The organism is Streptomyces sp. NBC_00582, from assembly GCF_036345155.1.
Taxonomy (GTDB): domain Bacteria; phylum Actinomycetota; class Actinomycetes; order Streptomycetales; family Streptomycetaceae; genus Streptomyces.
Genome location: NZ_CP107772.1, coordinates 7,810,672 through 7,830,092 on the forward strand (window position 1 = coordinate 7,810,672; position 19,421 = coordinate 7,830,092).

22 protein-coding genes and 1 riboswitch are annotated in these 19,421 nt (G+C 71.7%); of the genes, 11 read left to right on the forward strand and 11 right to left on the reverse strand.

The genetic code is table 11. The features are described 5' to 3' along the window. The first annotated feature begins 83 nt into the window (after positions 1-83). From OG852_RS35300 to OG852_RS35310, 3 genes are all read left to right on the forward strand, one after another. Complete coding sequence (locus OG852_RS35300) at positions 84-602, forward strand: DUF5304 family protein (protein WP_133910038.1); 519 nt, start codon at positions 84-86, stop codon at positions 600-602. Positions 603-721: 119 nt separating this feature from the next. Beyond that, complete coding sequence (locus tag OG852_RS35305) at positions 722-1,675, forward strand: ROK family glucokinase (RefSeq protein ID WP_133910039.1); 954 nt, start codon at positions 722-724, stop codon at positions 1,673-1,675. 108 nt (positions 1,676-1,783) lie between these two features. Beyond that, positions 1,784-2,542: an endonuclease/exonuclease/phosphatase family protein gene (locus tag OG852_RS35310; RefSeq protein WP_133910040.1), complete on the forward strand. Its 759-nt coding sequence runs from the start codon at positions 1,784-1,786 to the stop codon at positions 2,540-2,542. Positions 2,543-2,558: 16 nt separating this feature from the next. Here OG852_RS35310 and OG852_RS35315 read toward each other — a convergent pair whose 3' ends face one another. Together OG852_RS35315 and OG852_RS35320 are read right to left on the reverse strand one after the other, a co-directional pair. Further along, positions 2,559-3,221 carry a hypothetical protein gene (locus OG852_RS35315; protein ID WP_133910041.1) on the reverse strand — a complete coding sequence of 221 codons (663 nt, stop codon included), beginning with the start codon at positions 3,219-3,221 and terminating at the stop codon, positions 2,559-2,561. After that, positions 3,214-3,993, reverse strand: coding sequence for an alpha/beta hydrolase (locus OG852_RS35320; RefSeq protein WP_133910042.1), 780 nt, complete (start codon positions 3,991-3,993; stop codon positions 3,214-3,216). The genes OG852_RS35315 and OG852_RS35320 overlap by 8 nt, the downstream gene beginning before the upstream one ends. A gap of 158 nt (positions 3,994-4,151) precedes the next feature. Between OG852_RS35320 and OG852_RS35325 the strand changes: the two genes are divergently transcribed. The 4 genes from OG852_RS35325 (at position 4,152) to OG852_RS35340 (ending at position 7,935) form a co-directional block, all read left to right on the forward strand. After that, entirely contained in the window at positions 4,152-4,910 is a 759-nt protein-coding gene (locus tag OG852_RS35325; RefSeq protein ID WP_330350054.1) for a lysophospholipid acyltransferase family protein, read from the forward strand. Positions 4,911-4,958: 48 nt separating this feature from the next. After that, positions 4,959-6,185, forward strand: a complete 1,227-nt coding sequence (macS, locus tag OG852_RS35330) for a MacS family sensor histidine kinase (protein ID WP_330350055.1) — start codon at positions 4,959-4,961, stop codon at positions 6,183-6,185. After that, positions 6,182-6,844, forward strand: a complete 663-nt coding sequence (locus tag OG852_RS35335; protein WP_133910045.1) for a response regulator — start codon at positions 6,182-6,184, stop codon at positions 6,842-6,844. Before macS ends, OG852_RS35335 begins: the two co-directional genes overlap by 4 nt. 62 nt (positions 6,845-6,906) lie before the next feature. Further along, on the forward strand, positions 6,907-7,935 hold the full coding sequence (locus tag OG852_RS35340; RefSeq protein ID WP_330350056.1) for a 6-phosphofructokinase: 1,029 nt from the start codon (positions 6,907-6,909) through the stop codon (positions 7,933-7,935). Here the strand turns inward: OG852_RS35340 and OG852_RS35345 are convergent. Continuing rightward, entirely contained in the window at positions 7,932-9,785 is a 1,854-nt protein-coding gene (locus OG852_RS35345) for an anthranilate synthase family protein (protein ID WP_330350057.1), read from the reverse strand. The genes OG852_RS35340 and OG852_RS35345 overlap by 4 nt on opposite strands. A gap of 89 nt (positions 9,786-9,874) precedes the next feature. Then, positions 9,875-9,931 carry a trp operon leader peptide gene (locus OG852_RS51055; RefSeq protein WP_078912442.1) on the reverse strand — a complete coding sequence of 19 codons (57 nt, stop codon included), beginning with the start codon at positions 9,929-9,931 and terminating at the stop codon, positions 9,875-9,877. Positions 9,932-10,027: 96 nt separating this feature from the next. On the opposite strand from OG852_RS51055, the gene OG852_RS35350 reads away from it, so the two are divergent. After that, entirely contained in the window at positions 10,028-11,380 is a 1,353-nt protein-coding gene (locus OG852_RS35350; protein ID WP_133910048.1) for a class II 3-deoxy-7-phosphoheptulonate synthase, read from the forward strand. Positions 11,381-11,502: 122 nt separating this feature from the next. Beyond that, on the forward strand, positions 11,503-11,757 hold the full coding sequence (locus OG852_RS35355; RefSeq protein ID WP_166663393.1) for a (2Fe-2S)-binding protein: 255 nt from the start codon (positions 11,503-11,505) through the stop codon (positions 11,755-11,757). Here the strand turns inward: OG852_RS35355 and bfr are convergent. Next, the gene (gene bfr, locus OG852_RS35360; protein ID WP_133910050.1) at positions 11,754-12,233 is read right to left on the reverse strand and encodes a bacterioferritin; all 480 of its coding nucleotides are present in this window, start codon (positions 12,231-12,233) and stop codon (positions 11,754-11,756) included. The genes OG852_RS35355 and bfr overlap by 4 nt on opposite strands. A gap of 175 nt (positions 12,234-12,408) precedes the next feature. On the opposite strand from bfr, the gene OG852_RS35365 reads away from it, so the two are divergent. Continuing rightward, the gene (locus tag OG852_RS35365; protein ID WP_330350058.1) at positions 12,409-13,041 is read left to right on the forward strand and encodes a sulfite oxidase-like oxidoreductase; all 633 of its coding nucleotides are present in this window, start codon (positions 12,409-12,411) and stop codon (positions 13,039-13,041) included. A 13-nt stretch (positions 13,042-13,054) separates the two neighbouring features. On the opposite strand, the gene OG852_RS35370 is transcribed toward OG852_RS35365, so the two are convergent. The 6 genes from OG852_RS35370 to thiO all read right to left on the reverse strand — a co-directional run bounded on the left by OG852_RS35370 (position 13,055) and on the right by thiO (position 18,855). After that, the gene (locus OG852_RS35370) at positions 13,055-13,540 is read right to left on the reverse strand and encodes a DUF4396 domain-containing protein (RefSeq protein ID WP_133910052.1); all 486 of its coding nucleotides are present in this window, start codon (positions 13,538-13,540) and stop codon (positions 13,055-13,057) included. A 116-nt stretch (positions 13,541-13,656) separates the two neighbouring features. Continuing rightward, a complete protein-coding gene (locus OG852_RS35375) occupies positions 13,657-14,547 on the reverse strand; it encodes a deoxyribonuclease IV (protein ID WP_330350059.1) in 891 nt (296 codons plus the stop codon). A gap of 41 nt (positions 14,548-14,588) precedes the next feature. After that, positions 14,589-16,532: a Stk1 family PASTA domain-containing Ser/Thr kinase gene (pknB, locus tag OG852_RS35380; RefSeq protein WP_330350060.1), complete on the reverse strand. Its 1,944-nt coding sequence runs from the start codon at positions 16,530-16,532 to the stop codon at positions 14,589-14,591. A gap of 159 nt (positions 16,533-16,691) precedes the next feature. Beyond that, complete coding sequence (locus OG852_RS35385) at positions 16,692-17,486, reverse strand: thiazole synthase (protein WP_330350061.1); 795 nt, start codon at positions 17,484-17,486, stop codon at positions 16,692-16,694. 5 nt (positions 17,487-17,491) lie between these two features. Continuing rightward, a complete protein-coding gene (thiS, locus tag OG852_RS35390) occupies positions 17,492-17,692 on the reverse strand; it encodes a sulfur carrier protein ThiS (RefSeq protein ID WP_330350062.1) in 201 nt (66 codons plus the stop codon). Then, complete coding sequence (thiO, locus tag OG852_RS35395) at positions 17,689-18,855, reverse strand: glycine oxidase ThiO (RefSeq protein WP_330350063.1); 1,167 nt, start codon at positions 18,853-18,855, stop codon at positions 17,689-17,691. Before thiO ends, thiS begins: the two co-directional genes overlap by 4 nt. Beyond that, positions 18,853-18,965, reverse strand: a riboswitch (TPP riboswitch). It overlaps the preceding gene by 3 nt. 94 nt (positions 18,966-19,059) lie before the next feature. On the opposite strand from thiO, the gene OG852_RS35400 reads away from it, so the two are divergent. Next, positions 19,060-19,410 (forward strand): hypothetical protein, encoded by a 351-nt coding sequence (locus OG852_RS35400; RefSeq protein ID WP_133910058.1) that lies wholly within the window; start codon positions 19,060-19,062, stop codon positions 19,408-19,410. The last annotated feature ends 11 nt before the right edge of the window (positions 19,411-19,421 follow it).

The following is a 19,421-nucleotide window of genomic DNA, read 5'->3' on the forward strand; positions in this document are numbered from 1 at the left end:
GGTCAGGACCCCGATCGGGACAGCTGATCGGGACAGCCGATCGGCCAGTCGATCGGGACAGCAGAAGCCATCAGGAGTCCGTCATGAGCGAAGAGCGCCCCACGCCCGACGCCGCCCGGGACGAGGCCGCCGACAGGGAATCCGCCGCCGAGGAGCCCCGCGCGACCGACGCCGACGCCTGGGCCACCGCCTGTGCCGAGGACCTGGCCCGTGAGAAGGCCCGCCGCCGGGCCGACCAGGGCCGGCCGGAGGGCTCGGCCGCCGAGGAACTGCGCAAGCTCGTCGAAACCGTCGCCGACAAGCTCTCCGGCTTCCAGTCTCCGCTGTTCGGCGCGGTCGCGGGCGGCGCCGCCCAGCAGGTCGTCCGCCAGGTCGTCCAGCAGGCCAAGGCCGCCGTCGAACCCGTCATCGAGCGCAACCCCGACGTCTTCGACCACCTCGCGGCGGCCGGCGGCGAACTGCTCGCCGCCTACCGCTCCGCCGTCCAGCACCAGGAACAGCGCTGGACGAGCCGTGAGCACGACCTGAAGGACGACCCGCGCGACGACCCCCACGACGACGGTGAGGGCACCGGACCGGGACAGCGCATCGACCTCGACTGACCGGGAGAGGACCCTCAGAGCCCCCGGGGCGTCTGTCCGCCCGGCGGACGACGGGAATCCGGGAGCAGGGCCTCGGGTACCGTTGGCCGTAGCGGGGCTCGACCGAAACTGAGGGATTCATGGGACTCACCATCGGCGTCGACATCGGCGGCACGAAGATCGCGGCCGGCGTGGTCGACGAGGAAGGCAACATCCTCTCGACCTTCAAGGTGCCGACCCCCACCACGCCCGAGGCCATCGTGGACGCCATCGCCTCGGCCGTGGAGGGCGCCCGCGCGGGCCACGAGATCGTCGGTGTGGGCATCGGAGCCGCCGGTTACGTCAACCGGCAGCGCTCCACCGTCTACTTCGCGCCCAACATCGACTGGCGCCAGGAACCGCTCAAGGACGACGTCGAGGCCCGCGTGGGCCTCCCGGTCGTCGTCGAGAACGACGCCAACGCCGCCGCCTGGGGCGAGTACAAGTTCGGCGCGGGCAAGGGCCACCGCAACGTCATCTGCATCACGCTCGGCACCGGCCTCGGCGGCGGCATCATCATCGGCAACAAGCTGCGCCGCGGCCACTTCGGCGTCGCCGCCGAGTTCGGCCACATCCGGATGGTCCCGGACGGTCTGCTGTGCGGCTGCGGCTCGCAGGGCTGCTGGGAGCAGTACGCCTCCGGCCGCGCCCTCGTGCGGTACGCCAAGCAGCGCGCCAACGCCACCCCGGAGAACGCCGAGATCCTGCTCGGCCTCGGCGACGGAACCCCCGACGGCATCGAGGGCAAGCACATCTCCATGGCCGCCCGCCAGGGCGACCCGGTCGCCGTCGACTCCTACCGCGAGCTGGCCCGCTGGGCCGGCGCCGGCCTCGCCGACCTGGCCTCCCTCTTCGACCCCTCCGCCTTCATCGTCGGCGGCGGTCTCTCCGACGAGGGCGAACTGGTCCTCGACCCGATCCGCAAGTCCTACAAGCGCTGGCTTGTGGGCGGCAACTGGCGCCCGGTGGCCGACGTGATCGCGGCCCAGCTCGGCAACAAGGCGGGCCTGGTGGGAGCGGCGGACCTGGCGAGAGAGCCCGACCCCATCATGTGACGTTCACCGGGCCGGCCTCGGGGCGCGGGGAACTGCGCGACAAGCCACGCAAACCGGCGGTCGCGCACAACCCGCGCGCCCCACCCCGTCGGGCGTACATTGATCCACATGCCGCCGCTCCCGAATCCCGGTACCGAGCCCGACGGTTCGGCCGTCATCAGGGTCCTGAGCTACAACATCCGCTCGATGCGCGACGACACCGACGCCCTGGCCCGAGTCATCACCGCCTGCGCCCCCGACCTGGTCCTGATCCAGGAAGCCCCGATCTTCTTCCGCTGGCGCAAGAAACTCGCCCGCCTGGCCGCGGCCACCGACCTGGTGATCCTCACCGGCGGTGGCACGGCGGCCGGCCCGGCGGTCCTGTGCACCCTGCGCGCCACCGTCGAACGCACCGAGGACGTCCTCCTCCCCCTCACCCCCGGCCACCACCGCCGCGGCCTCGCGACCGCCGTCGTCCGCTTCGCGGGTGCCCGCCTCGGTGTGATCAGCTGCCACCTCAGCCTCCACCGGGGCGAGCGTCACGACCAGGCGGGCATGCTCCTCGACCGGTTGGCCGGCCTGGGCGTGGAGCACGCCGTCGCGGGCGGCGACATCAACGAGAGGCCGGACGGCCCCGCCTTCACCCGCCTGTCCAGCACCCTGCGGGACTGCCGCGCCGCCGCCCCCTGGGGCACCGAGCACACCTTCCCCTCCGCCGCCCCCGACCGCCGTATCGACGGCGTCTTCGCGACCAAGGGCGTCGACGTCCTGGGCTGCGGAGTCCCCCTCGGCCTCCCCGGCGTCACCGAGAACGACCTGAGGGCGGCCACGGACCACCTGCCCGTCCTGGCCGCCCTCCGCATCCCGGCCGCCGGCAAGGTGTATTGATCACGAGCGACAGGCCCTAGACGACCGCCCCCCGGCCGGGATCCTGGTCGTCCTCGTCGTCCGGCCGCATCCGCACCACCAGCGTGGCGAAACCGCCGAGGAAGCCGCCGACGCAGACCGTCGTCAGCCACCACGTCATCTCCCAGCCCAGCAGCACCGCCAGCAACAGCAGCAGCGGCCCGCCGATCACCCCGAGCCAGGCGAACTTCGCCGTGGCGTCGGCGGCCGGCAGCGGAGGGGGCTCCGGCGGCACGAAGTGCCCCTCGTCGTCCTCGTCGAAGTCCTCCTCGTCGGGCTCCGGCGCGGCGTGGTCACGCGGGCCGACACCGGGCGCGAACGCGATGGAGCTGCCGAGCGGCTTGGCCGGTTTCGGCTCCTGATCGTCCCCCGAGCCACGAGGTTCGCCCTCGCCCGTCTCACTCGTCTCGTTCGCGTCGTTCGTCTCGTTGGTCCGGGACTCCAGCAGCGCCAGGTCCTCGATGGACTTGAACGGCTTGGCCCCCGGCGGGTCCGGCGGCTCCTCCCCGTACCCCGCGACGATCGCCGCCCACGCGGCCTCCTCGTCGAAGGGCACGTTCTGCTCCTCCGGCTCCCGGCCCCGACGGGCCTCCAGGCCGTCCAGGCCCTCCCGCTCCTCCCGGTTCTCCCGGTCCTCGCGGTCGGAGTCGTGCTCAGCCACCTACGGCCGTCCCTTCCTTGCCGACACTGGGCGCGATCCGGGCGATGAACGCGTAGCTCTCCTCGAAGATCCGGTCCGCATCGTGGTCCAACGTTGCCACGTGGTAGCTCTGTTCCAGGAGGATCTCGGTCACGTCCGTGGACGACACCCGGCTCAGCACCCGGGCCGAGTCGGCCGCCGGCACGACATGGTCCTGGACGCTGCGCAGCAGCAGCAGCGGCTGTGTGACCTGCGGAAGCTCCCCGTCGATCTGCCGCAGCAGCACCCGCAGGGCGTGCGCCGACCGCAGCGGCACCCGTTCGTACCCCGTCTCGACGATCCCCTCCTTCGCGATGTCGCTGGCGATGCCCTTCGCCGACCGCACGAAGTGGTGGGCCACCGGCAGGGCGTACGCCGACAGCCCGTGCACCTTGTTCGCCGGATTGACCACGATCACGCCCTCGACGCCCGCGCCGTGCTTCGCGGCCAGCCGCAGCGCCAGGGCGCCGCCCATGGACAGCCCCGCCACGAACACCCGGGAGCACCGCTCGCGCAGGGCGCGCAGCTCGCGGTCCACCTCCGCGTACCAGTCGGGGCCGTCGGTGAGGACCATGTCCTCCCAGCGCGTGCCGTGCCCCGGCAGCAGGGGGACGGAGACGGTGAAGCCCTGACCGGCCAGATACCGGGCCCAGGGGCGCAGCGACTGCGGGGAACCGGTGAAGCCGTGGCAGAGGAGGACCCCGACCTCCCCGCCCTCATGGCGGTACGGCTCGGCTCCAGGAAGGACCGGCACCTTCGGTCTCCTGTCTTCGTCTGTTCTTCACGAGAGGGACGTGAGGTTCACGGTACGCGACCCCACTGACACCGACCAGGGCCGTCGGAGCCTTTGCCGCCGCTCCGGGTTAAGGTCTGAGAACACATACAGGAGGCACTGGGTTGTTGTACGGCGCGATGAAGGTCGCTATCGGGGGGCCGCTGAAGGTCACCTTCAGGCCCTGGGTGGAAGGCCTCGAGAACATTCCCGCCGAGGGCCCCGCGATCCTGGCGAGCAACCATCTGTCCTTCTCGGACTCGTTCTTCCTGCCCGCGGTCCTGGACCGCAAGGTCACGTTCATCGCGAAGGCCGAGTACTTCACCACGCCCGGCCTCAAGGGCAGGCTCACGGCGGCCTTCTTCAAGGGCGTCGGTCAGCTCCCGGTGGACCGCTCCGGTGCGCGTGGTGCGGGGGAGGCCGCGATCAAGAGCGGCATAGACGTGCTGGAGCGCGGTGAGCTGTTCGGGATCTACCCCGAGGGCACCCGCTCGCCCGACGGCCGCCTCTACCGCGGCAAGCCGGGCGGCCTCGCGCGCGTGGCGCTCGCCACCGGCGCGCCCGTCATCCCCGTCGCGATGATCGACACGGAGAAGATCCAGCCGCCGGGCAAGGTGATGCCCAAGGTGATGCGGCCCGGCATCCGGATCGGCGAGCCCCTGGACTTCAGCCGCTACCAGGGCATGGACCACGACCGTTTCGTGCTGCGGGCGCTGACGGACGAGGTCATGTACGAGATCATGAAGCTCTCCGGCCAGGAGTACGTCGACATCTACGCGACCGCCGCCAAGCGGCAGATCGCGGAGGCGGCCAAGGCCGACAGGGAAGCGGAGAAGGCCGCGAGGGCGGCGCTCGCGCAGGCCGAGAAGGACCAGGCCAAGAAGGAACAAGAGCAGTAGCGGAACACGTGCGGCAGGGGACGCTCCGGGGGCGGGGGGACTGGACGGATGGCCAGGCGCGAGAGAGTCATGAGGATGTCGGTCGAGCTGCCGCTGTGGCGCGCGCTCTCCGGCTACCGGGTCCTGACGATGCTGTACGCGGTCGGCCTGTTCGCCACCGCCTACGACGACTACGACCGTCCCGGTGTCGCCGTCGCCTACTTCGCCGTCCTGTTCGTGTGGACGCTCGCGACCCTGCCCCGGGTGCAGAACGCGGCGGCCTGCACCAAGCGCTTCCTCACCGTCGATATCGCGGTCGCGCTCACCGGCATCGTGCTGACCCCGTTCGTCGTCAGCGACCAGCACATCCAGGACGGCGGGCCCACCCTGCCGTCGATCTGGACGGCCGGCTCGGTCCTCGCCTTCGCCATCAAGGGCGGCTGGCGCTGGGCCGCGTTCGCCTCCACACCGGTCGCCGTCGCCAACCTGATCGAGCGCGGTCACCCGGCCCGCGACACCGTCCACAACGTGATCCTCGTCTGGGTCGCCTCGATCGCCATCGGCTACGTCGTCGAGGTCGCCCGCGCCTCCGAGCGCACCCTGGCCCGCGCCCTGGAGATCGAGGCCGCGACCCGGGAACGGGAGCGGCTCGCCCGGGACATCCACGACAGCGTGCTCCAGGTGCTGGCCATGGTGCAGCGGCGCGGCGCGGTCATCGGCGGCGAGGCGGCCGAGCTCGGTCGGATGGCCGGCGAGCAGGAGGTCGCGCTGCGCACCCTGGTCTCCGGCGGGCTCGTCCCGGTCTCCCGGGTGTCGGAGGACCTGGCCGAGGGGGCCGTCGTCCGCCTGGTCGAGGATCCCGAGGGGCCCGAGGAGAGCGACGGCCCGGTCGATCTGCGCGCCCTGCTCGCGCCGTACGCCGCCGCCCGGGTCAGCCTCGCCGAGCCGGGGGCGCCGGTGCCGCTGGAGCCGGCCGCCGCCCGGGAGCTGGCCGCCGCGGTGGGCGCCGCCCTCGACAACGTACGCCGGCACGCGGGCGAGGAGGCCCGCGCCTGGATCCTCGTCGAGGACGAGCCCGACGAGGTGATCGTCACCGTCCGGGACGACGGGCCCGGCATCCCCGAGGGGCGGCTCGCGCAGGCCGAGGGCGAGGGGCGGCTCGGGGTCGCCCAGTCGATCCGGGGCCGGCTGCGCGATCTCGGCGGGCGCGCCGAGCTGATCTCGACGCCCGGACAGGGCACCGAAGTGGAGTTGACCGTGCCGAAGGCCGTGGCGGGGAAGGACAGCAGGCGATGAGCATCAAGGTCATGGTGGTCGACGACCATCCGATGTGGCGCGACGCGGTCGCCCGCGATCTGGCCGAGTCCGGCTTCGACGTGGTCGCGACCGCGGGCGACGGCGAGCAGGCGGTGCGCCGCGCCCGGGCCGCCGTACCGGATGTGCTCGTCCTCGATCTGAACCTGCCGGCCAAGCCCGGTGTGCAGGTGTGCAAGGAGGTCGTCGCCGCGAACCCGGCGCTGCGGGTCCTGGTGCTCTCGGCGAGCGGTGAGCACGCCGACGTCCTGGAGGCGGTGAAGTCCGGGGCGACCGGCTATCTGCTGAAGTCGGCGTCCACGGAGGAACTGCTGGACGCGGTGCGCCGCACCGCCGTCGGCGACCCGGTGTTCACGCCCGGACTCGCCGGACTGGTCCTCGGCGAGTACCGCCGGCTGGCCTCCGACCCCGGGCCGGCCTCGGGTCCCGACGAGCCGGACGCGCCGCGGCTGACCGACCGGGAGACCGAGGTGCTGCGGCTGGTCGCCAAGGGGCTGAGCTACAAGCAGATCGCCGAGCGCCTCGTCATCTCCCACCGCACGGTCCAGAACCACGTCCAGAACACCCTCGGCAAGCTCCAGCTGCACAACCGGGTGGAGCTCGTCCGGTACGCGATCGAGCGGGGTCTCGACGACGAGTGAGCCCCGCAGGACACTGACTCTTCGTCAGGCAGCCACCGGCTTGCGGCGAAGGGAACCGTTCCATGCGCGTCGGAGTACTGACCGGAGGCGGTGACTGCCCCGGGCTGAACGCCGTCATCCGGGCCGTCGTCCGTAAAGGGGTCCAGGAGTACGGGCACGAGTTCGTCGGCTTCCGGGACGGCTGGCGCGGGCCTCTGGAGGGGAGGTCGGTCCGTCTCGGCATCCCGGCCGTGCGCGGCATCCTGCCCCGGGGCGGCACCGTCCTCGGCTCCTCCCGCACCAATCCGCTGAAGGAGGAGGACGGCATCCGGCGGATCAAGGACACCCTCGCCCGGATGGGGATCGGGGCCCTGATCACCATCGGCGGCGAGGACACCCTCGGCGTCGCCGCCAAGCTCTCCGGCGAGTACGGCGTCCCCTGCGTCGGCGTCCCCAAGACCATCGACAACGACCTCTCGGCCACCGACTACACCTTCGGCTTCGACACCGCCGTGGGCATCGCCACCGAGGCGATCGACCGGCTGCACACCACCGCCGAGTCCCATATGCGGGTGCTCGTGGTCGAGGTGATGGGCCGCCACGCGGGCTGGATCGCCCTGCACTCGGGCCTCGCCGGCGGCGCGAACGTCATCCTCATCCCCGAGCAGCCCTTCGACGTCGAGCAGGTGTGCGCCTGGGTGACCTCCCGTTTCCGGGCCTCGTACGCGCCGATCGTGGTCGTCGCCGAGGGGGCCCTGCCCAAGGACGGCGACCTGGTCCTCAAGGACGGCTCGCTGGACTCCTTCGGACACGTCCGGCTCTCCGGCGTCGGCGAGTGGCTCGCGAAGGAGATCGAGCGGCGCACCGGCAAGGAGGCCCGCACCACCGTCCTCGGGCACGTCCAGCGCGGCGGCACCCCCAGCGCCTTCGACCGCTGGCTCGCCACCCGCTTCGGGCTGCACGCCGTCGACGCCGTCCACGAGGGCGGCTTCGGCACGATGGTCGCCCTGCGCGGCACGGACATCGTCCGCGTACCGCTCGCGGAGGCGACGGCCCGGCTGAAGACCGTCGATCCGGCGCTGTACGCGGAGGTGGGCGTGTTCTTCGGCTAGCCGACCGGCCGCAGCGATCCCATCAACTCCCGCACGATCACCGCCCCGTTCACCGTCAGCACCGACTCCGGGTGGAACTGCACCCCCGCGAACCCGGGCCCCCGTACGGCGTGCACCTCCGCGTTCGGGGCCCGGCTCACCTCGACGCCGTGCGCGGCCAGCTCCTGTGCGGCCCCGTCGTCGGACCGCGCCACGAAGCTGTTGTAGAACCCGACGGTCTCCTCCCGCCCGAACAGGTCCACCACCGTCTGCGCCCCCTGGTACGGCACCTCCTTGCGGACGATGTCCAGCCCCAGCTCCGCCGCGATCAGCTCGTGCCCGAGGCAGACGCCGAGCACCCCGTGCCGGTGCTCCCGCAGCACCCGCGCGGCCAGGTCCCTGAGGAAGCGCATCTTCGGGTCGCCCAGATCGGCCGGGTCACCGGGGCCCGGGCCCAGCACCACCGGCCCCTCGTGCGCGCGGACCGTCTCCAGCAGCCCGGGCTCGTCGTAGCGCCGTACGGACACCTCCAGTCCGGCGGAGCGCAGCATGTGCGCGAGCATCGCCGTGAACGTGTCCTCCCCGTCGACGACCAGGGCATGACCGGTGAGGTCCCGGGTCGGCTCCTGCATCCGCAGCCAGAACGGCGCCAGTGACGCACGCCGCCCGTCCAGCGCGGCCCGCACCCGGGGGTCGTCGGCCAGCCGGGGCCGCGCCCGCTCCTCGCGGGGCCTGCCGGGCCGTACGCCGAGGGCCGCCAGCACCCCCGCCGCCTTCGTGTGCGTCTCCGCGACCTCGCCCGCCGGGTCCGACCCCCGTACGAGGGTGGCGCCGACCGGTACCCGCAGCCGTCCGGCCGCGTCGATGTCGGCGGTCCGGATGAGGATGGGGGAGTCGAGGGTCTGGGCGCCCCCGGAGTCCCGGCCGAGCAGCGCCAGCGCCCCCGCGTAGTAGCCGCGCCCACCCGCCTCGTGCCGCTCGATGACCCGGCAGGCGTTCTGCACCGGGGAGCCGGTCACCGTCGCCGCGAACAGCGTCTCCTTCAGCACCTCCCGCACATCCAGCGAGGACTTCCCGCGCAGCTCGTACTCGGTGTGCGCGAGATGCGCCATCTCCTTCAGCCGGGGCCCCACGACCACCCCGCCCATGTCGCCGACGGTGCACATCATCTTGAGCTCCTCGTCGACCACCATCGACAGCTCCTCGATCTCCTTGCCGTCGGCGAGGAAGCCGAGCAGATGCTCCGGCGTCGGACCGTCGGCCGGATAGCGGTACGTCCCGCTGATCGGGTTCATGACGACCGTCCCGCCGGACATCCGTACGTGCACCTCCGGGCTCGCGCCGACCAGCGTGCGGTCCCCGGTGTGCACGAGGAACGTCCAGTACGCGCCCCGCTCCCCTTCGAGGAGCCGCCGGAACAGGGCGAGGGCGTCCGCGCGCGAGAAGCCCGGGATCTCCCCCTCGTACGTCCGCCGGATCACGAAGTTGGCGCCCTCGCCCCGCCCGATCTCCTCCCGCAGCACCCGCCCGACGGTCTCGGCGTACTCCTCGTCGGTGACGTCGAAGCCCTCGCCCTTGACGCGCACCTCGTGCCCGGGGAGCTGGGCGAGCACCTCGGCGAGCGGAAGCTCGTACCGCTCCTCGGGGGTGAGGAAGACGAGCGGGGTGCCGTCGTCGCGGACGTCGAAGCCGCGCTCGCGGATCTGGCGGAAGGGCACGAGGGCGAGGCCGTCGTCGGGGAGGTCGGCGAGCCGGTCGTACGCGGCGACCGGGCCGAGCAGCAGCTCCACGGTCCGCTCGTCGTGGCCGGGGGTGCGGCGGCGGAGCAGGGCGAAGGGGCGGTCGTCGTGGGACAGCTGTGTCAGGTCCATGGTTCCTCTGCAAGGTAGGCGAGGAACGGACCCGGAAACACCGAAGGCCGCCCCTCGGGCGGCCTTCGCGAAGTCTTGCGTACGCGCAGTCAGTGGGCCGCCGGATGAGCGGTCCACCACCAGTTCTGGGTCGAAAGCGCGAACATGCGACGCACCCTACCCCACGCGCACCTGAGCGTGGGTGCGTCTCACCTGTCGAGCCGGGCGAAAAGGACTCGACACGACCCCGTAATGTTGAGGGCGTGACCGTGAACGCTAAGACCAGCGCGAGTGCTGGCAACACCTGGCGAGACCTGCCCGCGGCGCAGCAGCCCGAGTACCCCGACCCCGAGGCTCTGCGCGCAGTCGTTGCGGAGCTGGAGTCGTATCCGCCGCTCGTCTTCGCGGGCGAGTGCGACCAGCTGCGCGCCCGGATGGCGGCCGTCGCCAAGGGAGAGGCGTTCCTCCTCCAGGGCGGCGACTGCGCCGAGGCCTTCGACGCGGTGTCGGCCGACCACATCCGCAACAAGCTGAAGACCCTGCTCCAGATGGGCGCCGTGCTGACGTACGCCGCGTCCGTGCCCGTGGTGAAGGTGGGCCGCATCGCCGGCCAGTACTCCAAGCCGCGCTCCAAGGGCACCGAGACCCGCGACGGCGTGACCCTGCCGACGTACCGCGGTGACTCGGTCAACGGCTTCGACTTCAACGAGGCCGCCCGGATCCCGGACCCCGAGCGGCTGAAGCGCATGTACCACGCCTCGGCCTCGACGCTGAACCTGGTGCGCGCCTTCACCACCGGCGGCTACGCCGACCTGCGCCAGGTGCACGCCTGGAACCAGGACTTCGTGAAGTCGTCCCCCTCGGGCCAGCGCTACGAGCAGCTGGCACGCGAGATCGACAACGCGCTGAACTTCATGCGGGCCTGCGGGACCGACCCGGAGGAGTTCAAGACGGTCGAGTTCTACTCCTCGCACGAGGCGCTGCTGCTGGACTACGAGGCGGCCCTGACCAGGGTCGACTCCCGCACCGGCGAGCTGTACGACGTCTCCGGGCACATGGTGTGGATCGGTGAGCGCACCCGGCAGCTGGACCACGCGCACATCGAGTTCGCCTCGAAGATCCGCAACCCGATCGGCATCAAGCTCGGCCCCACGACCACGGCCGAGGAGGCGCTGCAGTACATCGAGCGCCTCGACCCCGACCGTGAGCCCGGCCGGCTGACCTTCATCGTCCGCATGGGCGCCGACAAGGTCCGCGACAAGCTGCCCGAGCTGGTCGAGAAGGTCACCGCGTCCGGCGCGGTGGTGGCGTGGGTGACCGACCCGATGCACGGCAACACCTTCGAGGCGGCCTCCGGCCACAAGACCCGTCGCTTCGACGACGTGCTCGACGAGGTCAAGGGCTTCTTCGAGGTCCACAAGGGTCTCGGCACGCACCCGGGCGGCATCCATGTCGAGCTCACCGGCGACGATGTCACCGAGTGCGTGGGCGGCGGCGACGAGATCTTCGTCGACGACCTCCACCAGCGCTACGAGACGGCCTGCGACCCGCGCCTCAACCGCAGCCAGTCCCTGGACCTGGCGTTCCTCGTGGCGGAGATGTACCGCGATCAGTGACCATCGGTAAGTGCTGTGGGGCGCGGATCACATACGATCCGCGCCCCTTTGCACTGTTGCCCGCCGGGTGTGCCGGGTAAGGTTAGGTTAGCCTTATCGATCTCGGCGGGAGGTGAATCCGCGTGTACGTCTGCAGCTGCTTCGGAGTGACTGAAGCGCAGGTCCAGCAGCACGCGGAGAACGGAGCCTGCACCCCTCGCCAGATAGCCTCCGCCTGCAAGGCGGGCACCGACTGCGGTTCCTGCGTCCGCCGGATCCAGGCGATCCTCGGCCGCGGCGCCTGCCCGCGCCGTGAGCCGGCCGACCGGGGCCGCCCCGTCCTCTCCGACCTGGAACGCCTCGGCTCGGACCTGGACCGGCTCGACGAGGCGGCCTAGCTCTCGGGCTGCTCGATGAGCTGGGCGATGTAGAGGGCCTCACCGAGCTTCTCCACCAGCTCGAGCTGGGTGTCGAGATAGTCGATGTGGTGCTCCTCGTCGGCGAGGATGTCCTCGAAGATGTTCGCCGAGGTGATGTCGCCCTTCTCCCGCATCACCTTGATGCCGCGCTTGAGGCGGTCGATCGCCTCCACCTCGATCTGCCGGTCGGCCTCGAACATCTCCCTGACGCTCTGGCCCACCCGCACATGGAACAGCCGCTGGTAGTTCGGCAGCCCCTCCAGGAACAGGATCCGGTCGGTGAGCACCTCCGCGTGCTTCATCTCGTCGAAGGACTCGTGCCGCGTGTACTTCGCGAGCTTCGTCCAGCCGAAGTTCTCCTGCATCTTGGCGTGGAGGAAGTACTGGTTGATCGCGGTGAGCTCACCGGTGAGCTGCTCGTTCAGGAACTCGATGACCTCGGGGTCGCCCTGCATCGCAGAGGCTCCTTCCACGTGGGGAGTCGGGGAGGTTGCCGCCGCATGATGTCACCGGGGGGAAAGATCGTCCAGTAAGTGCGTACTTAGTAAGTTAGTGCACACTTAGTCGGTGTTGCCCGATTCAGGACATGGCCGGTCATGTGCACTGTGTCGGGTCTGTCAGGATGGAGACATGGGTCAGCCGGTGGAGCGCGAATCTGCACAAGCGGCACCGTCCGAGCTTCCGCCGGGACAGCGGCTGCAGCGGGGCTGGCCGGTCACGCACTACGGCCCGGTCCCCAAGTTCCGGCCCGAGCGCTGGGAGTTCCGGGTCTTCGGCGCCACCGCCGACGGCGAGAAGCGCTGCTGGAACCACGAGGAGTTCACCGCCCTCCCGTACACCACCGTCGTGGCCGATCTGCACTGCGTGACGAAGTTCAGCATGCTCGGCGCCGAGTGGGGCGGGGTCCCGGCCCGTACCGTCCTGGAGAGCGCCCCGCCCGCCGCCGACGTCACCCATGTGATGGTGTGGGCGGAGTACGGCTTCAGCTCCAACCTGCGCCTGGCGGACTTCGCCTCCGAGCGCACGATCTTCGCCACCCACAAGGACGGCGAGCTCCTCACCGCCGAGCACGGCTTCCCGGTCCGTCTCGTCGTGCCCCACCTCTACGCCTGGAAGGGCCCCAAATGGGTCCGCGGCGTCGAGTACATGACCGCCGACCGCCGCGGCTTCTGGGAGGAGCGCGGCTACCACAACATCGGCGACCCCTGGAAGGAGCAGCGCTACTCCTACCAGGAGGAGCCCGGGGACGGCCCCGAACTCTGACGGGCTCCGAGGCTCAGTGGTGGTACTGGTGCACCACCGCGTGACCCTTGCCGCGGCCGATCATCCACTTGTTGACCGGCACGGTGACCACGAAGGCGATGACCAGCGAGATCGCCAGTGACGCCCAGAACAGGGCGTCGGCCAGTTCCGCGTCCATCGCGTCGGGCCAGAGCACGATCACCCCGTTGTCGATCAGCTCCATCACCGCGATCGACAGCGTGTCCGCGGCCAGCGCCACCCGCAGTGCCGCCCGGAAGCCGAGGCCGGCCTTCAGTACCCCGCGCAGGGTCAACGAGTAGCCGAAGAAGAAGGCCAGGACGATCGCCAGGATGGTCGTCGACAGATTCCCCCAGCCGAGCGCGGTGCCGACGACCATGCCGAGCACCTCGCCGATGGCGCAGCCGGTCAGACAGTGCAGGGTGGCCTGCGCGGCCATGGCCCAGGTCGCGGCGGGTGCCGCGGTGTGGTGGACGTGCGCGGTGTGCGTCTCGTGCTCCATGGGTGCCCCCAATGCCGGATGACGGTTCCTGTGTCGCTCGCCTCCACCAACCGTATACCCCCCAGGGGTATTCCAGAACGTCCTGAACGCCTCGCGTCCTGAACGCGCCGGGCGTCCTACGCGTCCCGGAGTTTCTTCAGCCGCTCCACGTCCGCCGCATGGCCCTCCTTGCCGCCGGGCGTCTCGATGATCAGCGGTACGCCCTCCGTCGCCGGGTGGGTCATCAGCGCCCGGAACGGATCCTCGCCGATGTGCCCAAAGCCGATGTTCTCGTGCCGGTCCTTGTGCGCGCCGACCACGTCCTTGGAGTCATTGGCGTGGATCAGCCTCAGCCGGCCCTCGCCGACGGTGTCCACCAGCAGATCGAGGGTGTCGTGCATCCCGGAGGGCCCGGTCAGGTCGTGCCCCGCGGCGAACACATGACAGGTGTCGAGACACACCCCGAGCTTCGGATGGGCGTCCAGCGCCTCGAAGTACGGCCCGAAGTCCCAGGTCCGGGAGCAGAGCGAGGAACCCTGCCCGGCGGTGGACTCCAGCAGCAGGAACGGGTCGTCGTCGTGGGTCAGTTCGTCCAGCAGCGGCAGCAGATGCTCCCGTACCTGCTTCAACGCCACCGACCGCTCCCGCCCGCCCGTCGCGCTCCCCGTGTGGACGACCACCCCGAGCGCCCCGATCGCCCGCCCCCGGCGCAGCGAGTGCCGCAGCGACTCCACCGACCGCTCCACCGTCGCCTCGGTGTGCGACCCGAAGTTGATCAGATACGGCGCGTGCACGTACGCCGGGATCGACTCCGCCGCGCAGGCCGCCCGGAACGCCTCGTCCTGGGCCGGGTTGCCGGGCGGGGTGGCCCAGCCGCGCGGGTTGGCGACGAACACCTGGACCGTCTCGGCCTTGAGGTCGTGGGCGTACGACACGCCCACGGAGTGCAGTCCGCCGGCCACGGGGACATGGCCGCCGACGGGGTTGCGGGAGGGGAAGGGCGCCGCTGGGCGGGGTGGCTGACTCACCCGTTCAGGGTGTCATGCCCGAGCGGGAGCCCCGCCGCCGGTCACCGGATGGTGATCGTGATCGTCGCCCCCTTCGGGGCGGTCTTCCCGCCCTTCACCGACTGCTTCTTCACCGTGTCGCCGAACAGCCCGAGCAGTCCGCGGTCCTCCTCGACCTGGAAACCGGCCTGTTCGAGCGCGGTCTTGGCGTCGTCGACGCTGTCCCCGACCACGTCCGGGACCTCCACCATCTCCGGGCCCTTGGACAGCGTCAGCGTCACCGTGTCCCCGTCGGCGGCCTGGCTGTCCGCCTCCGGGGTCTGTGCCGCGACCTGGCCCTTGTCGAACTCGGAGGTGACCTGCTCGGCGGAGACCTCCACCGTCAGCCCGGCCCCCTCCAACTCGGCCCTGGCGTCGTCGAGGTCCTCACCGGTGACGTCCGGGACGTCGATCGCGCTGCCCTTGCTGACGACGATCGCGACCGCCGAGCCCGCGCGCCGCTCCGCACCCGCGTCGGGGGAGGTGCTGATCACGAAGCCCTTGATCACGTCGTCGCTGAACTCCTCGGTGACCTGTCCCGGCTCCAGCCCGTCCGACGTCAGCAGGCCCTTGGCCTTGTCCAGCCGGGACCCCGTCACATCCGGCACCTTCACCGTCTGCGGGCCGTCGGAGACGGTGAGCGTCACCGAGTCGTGCTTGCGGATGCGGGCGCCCGGCTCCGGGTCCGTGCTGATCACGGTGCCGCGCTTGACGGTGTCGCTGTAGGAGTGCTTGACCGCACCCACCTCGAGCCCGGCGGACTTGAGCCGCTGCTCGGCCTTCGCCTGCGCCTGCGTCAGCACCGCCGGCACCTTGGTGAACTGGCCGGAGTTGATGTACCAGACACCGGTGCCCACCCCGATCACCAGCAGCACGGCCGTGACCAGGGCGAGCAGCCCGCGCCGGGGCCGCGCGCCGCGCCTTCGCGGCGGCAGGGGCGGGGGACTCTGGAACCGGGAGGTCCGGTGGACGGAGCCCCCGTCCCCACCGAACCCGTCCTCCTCGTTGACCGGCAGCGGCCGGGGCACGGTCAGCGAGCGCGGGATGACGCTCGTACGGTCCTCGGCGTTGTCGTGGGCGGCGGACACGGCCTGCGGCGGCAGGGCGTCCAACTGCTCCTCGCTCAGCCCGGCGCGGGCGTCCCGCACCTGGCCGAGCAGCGCGACCGCGTCGTGCGGCCGGACGGCCGGGGTACGGGCGGTGGCCGAGGCGACCAGCTCGTCCAGCGCGAACGCCAGCCCCGGGACCTCGGCGGAGGGGGGCGGGACGTCCTCGTGGAGGTGCTTGTAGAGCACGATCGCGGGGGAGTCGCCGTCGTGCGGCTTCTCACCGGTGAGCATCTCGTAGAGCACGACGCCGCACGCGTACACGTCGACCCGGGGGTCGGCCGCACCGGGCGTCTCGATCTGCTCGGGCGCCAGATAGGCGACGGTCCCGAGCACGGCCCCCGTGGTACTGGTCACGGTGTCCACGGACCGCACGAGCCCGAAGTCCGCGACCTTGACGCGCCCGTCGTCCCCTATCAACACGTTCTCGGGCTTCATGTCCCGGTGCACGAACCCGGCCCGGTGCGCGGCGCCGAGCGCGGCGAGCACCGGCTCCAGGATGTCGAGCGCGGCCCTCGGCTGCAGCGCCCCGCGGTCGCGCAGCACGTCACGCAGGGTGCAGCCCGCGATGTACTCCATCGCCAGGTACACGTACGACCCGTCCGCACCCTGATCGAAGACCTGCACGACATTGGGGTGCGCGAGCCGCGCGACGGACTTCGCCTCCCGGATGAACCGCTCGACGAACGACCCGTCGGCGGCGAGTGCCGGGTGCATCACCTTGAGCGCGAGCACACGGTCGAGGCGGGTGTCCACGGCCCGGTAGACCGTGGCCATCCCGCCCACGGCGATCCGCGCGTCGATGCGATACCGCCCGTCGAGCACCTGCCCGACCAGAGGGTCCTGAAGGGTCGTGTCCACGCAGCGAGTCTACGAGCCACGACCGACACCCCACCCCCTCCCACCCATTCGGAGCACGACTGCAGCCGACCTGTGACGCGCCCCACCGGGGAAGCCGGGGGAGCCCGCCCGCGACGGGTGGCCGCCGGCGGTGGGAGAGGAGGGGGAGGGGAGCGGCGGTCAGAACGCGGGGCGCTCGGGGTCCAACACGGCCAGGCCCTCCGCAGGAGACGACGCCTCCGCGAAGTAGCGCCGGGGGATACGCCCCGCCAGCCGCGCCAAGCGGCCGGCCTCGACACCGGCCCGCATCGCCGACGCCATCCGCTCAGGATCCGGCGACCGCGTCACCGCCGACGCCAGCATCACCCCCGCACACCCCAACTCCATCGCCAACGCCACATCGGACGCCGTCCCGGCCCCCGCGTCCAGGATCACCGGTACCCCCGCCCGCTCCACGATCAGCTGAAAGTTGTGCGGGTTGCGGATACCGAGCCCCGACCCGATCGGCGCCCCCAGCGGCATCACCGCGGCACACCCCACGTCCTCCAGCTTCCGCGCCAGCACGGGATCGTCGTTCGTGTACGGCAGCACCGTGAACCCGTCGTCCACCAAGGTCTCCGCCGCCTCCAGCAACTCCACCGGGTCCGGCAGCAGCGTCCGCTCGTCGGCGATGACCTCCAGCTTGATGAGCGACGTCCCGAGCGCCTCCCGCGCCAGCCGCGCCGTCAGCACCGCCTCCCCGGCCGTGAAGCACCCCGCCGTGTTGGGCAGGACCCGGATGCCGAGCCGCTCGAGCACCGACAGCACCGAACCCCGTACACCGGGGTCCACCCTCCGCAGCGCGACCGTCGTCAGCTCGGTCCCGGACGCCACCAGCGCCCGCTCCAGCACCTCCAGGCTCGGCGCACCCCCCGTACCCATGATCAGACGGGACGAGAAGGACGTACCACCGAGGAAGAACGGATCGTCGGCCACGGCGCTCACCCTCCCTGCACGGCGGTCAGGACTTCCACCCGGTCGCCCTCGCGCAGCGCCGTGGCGGACCACTCCCCGCGCGGGACGACCGTCTCGTTCAGCGCGGCCGCCACCCCGGAGGGCGCCGCCGTCAGGGACCGTACGACGCTGTCGAGAGCCGTACCGGGAGCGACCGTCTGCCGCTCACCGTTCACCGAGATGTTCATACGAGCTGCTCCGTGGGGACGGCGGCGCCGAAGCGCCGGGGGGTGAAGGGGCGGGCCTCGTCGGGGAGTTCACCGGTGGCCAGGGCATGGGCCAGGGCGTCGCCGGTGACCGGCGTCAGCAGCACCCCGTTGCGGTAGTGCCCGGTGGCCAGCAGCAGCCCGTCCAGCGCGGTCGGCCCGAGCAGCGGCGCGTTGTCGGGCGAGCCGGGCCGCAGTCCCGCGCGGGTCTCCGTGAGCGGCAGTTCCGTGATCCCGGGCACCAGTTCGTGCGCGTCGCGCAGCAGCTCGTACACGCCGCCCGCCGTCACCGCCGTGTCCCAGCCCAGTTCCTCGCTGGTGGCGCCCACGACCAGCTCGCCGTTCTCCCGCGGCACCAGATACACCTGGCTGCCGCGCACGACGGCCCGCACGGTACGGCTGAGGAACGGCGCGTACGCGGGCGGCACCGTCAGCCGCAGCACCTGCCCCTTCACCGGCCGCACCGGCGGCAGCACCTCCTCCGGCACCCCCGCCAGCCGCCCGCTGAGGCTCCCCGCCGCGAGCACCACCTGCCCCGCCCCCAGCGCCGTACCGTCAGCCGTGACGACCCCCGCCGCCCGCCCGCCCACGACGGACAGCCGCTCGGCCCACGCCCGGTGCAGCACCACCCCCGCCCGCTCGCAGGCCACGACCAGCGCGTCGGCCAGCCGCCGGGGGTCGATCTGGTGGTCACCGTCCACCCGCAGCCCGCCCCGCACCCCCGGCGCGAGCATCGGCTCCAGCCGCCGGCACTCCCGCCCGGTCAGCCACTCCGACTCCAGCCCCGACTGCGTCTGCAGCGCGTGCAGTTCCCGCAGATGGGCGCGGTCGTCGGCGTCCAGCGCCACCGCGAGCGTGCCGCACCGGCGGTAGCCGAGGTCCCGCCCGGTGGCCTCCGTCAGCTCGGCCGCGAAGTCCGGATAACGGCGGGCCGAGGCCAGGTTGAGCCCCAGCAGGGTCTGCTCGCCGTGGTGCAGTTCGGTGACGGCGGCCAGCATCCCGGCCGCCACCCGCGCGGCCCCGCCGCCCGGCTCGGGGTCCACCACCGTGACGGCGAACCCGCGTTGCGCGGCCCGCCACGCCGTGACCAGCCCGATGATCCCGCCCCCCACGACGAGGACGTCGGGTGTACGTGTACGCGACATGGGCGTCCAGCCCCTCCCTTCGCCGGCATGACCCGGATCAGGTTCGTACGGTCGGAGGCCGGCCAGCCTCCCTCTCAGCCCGGTGCGTCCGGGCTCCCGCGAGTGCTCTACGTTGGCCACACCCTAGCCCGTGCCTCCGCGCCCCTGTAAAGAGAGCCTCCCGCCTCTGACGGGAGCCTCCCGCCCATTAGGAGCCCCCTCCCCATGCCCCGCTCGCTCGACGGCCTCGTCCTCGCCCCCGTCGCCGACCAGGCCCCGGGCCAGGTCGGCACCCGCACCCGCTTCACGTACCACGAGCAGGACGGGGTGATCTGGGCGGACTACGGGGGCGGCGACGTCGTACGCGGCCACCTCGTGGGTACCCGTGAGGGGGACCGGCTCGACTTCCGGTACGTCCAGCTCAAGCAGGACGGGACGACCTCCTCGGGGCACTGCGTCTCGACGGTCGTCGCCCTGGAGGACGGTCGGGTGCGGCTGGCGGAGACCTGGAACTGGGAGTCGCAGGAGGGCAGCGGCACGAGCGTTGTGGAGCAGGTCACGGAGCACGACCGCTGACTGACGAATCG